The organism is Virgibacillus indicus (assembly GCF_002266285.1).
In the GTDB taxonomy this organism is placed as follows: Bacteria; Bacillota; Bacilli; order Bacillales; family Amphibacillaceae; genus Virgibacillus_K; species Virgibacillus_K indicus.
Genome location: NZ_NPMS01000077.1, coordinates 1 through 380 on the forward strand (window position 1 = coordinate 1; position 380 = coordinate 380).

Genomic DNA, 380 nt, shown 5'->3' on the forward strand with positions numbered 1-380 from the left:
CCGTTAACCGTAATTACAGTAATCCTGGCAGCTGGAAGTATCGGAGGGTTTATGGGCATTCTGTTTGCAGTACCATTTTATTCAGTTTTAAAAACTATAATTATCCATTTTTATAAGACATATGAAGAATCAAAGAAGAAGAAAGAGGATGCGTTAATTTAAGCAATAAGCGAGCAGTCCATGATGGGGTGCTCGCTTTTCACACCTAAAGTTTATATACAATCGATGAACCTGCCTCATAATAGCCTATTTTTTTATAAATGCTATTGGATGTTGGGTTAGTACTGTCGGTATAGAGACTGCAAAATTGAAACCCTTCATCAAGTATCTTTTGACTCAGGTGCGCTACAGTACTTGTTGCATACCCTTTTTTCTTAAAT

1 protein-coding gene is annotated in these 380 nt (G+C 36.3%); it reads right to left on the reverse strand.

All coding sequences use genetic code 11. The features are described from left to right. Window positions 1-205: 205 nt before the first annotated feature. Window positions 206-380: GNAT family N-acetyltransferase (locus CIL03_RS19545; RefSeq protein WP_276282978.1), on the reverse strand; the 175-nt coding region annotated here is incomplete at its 5' end.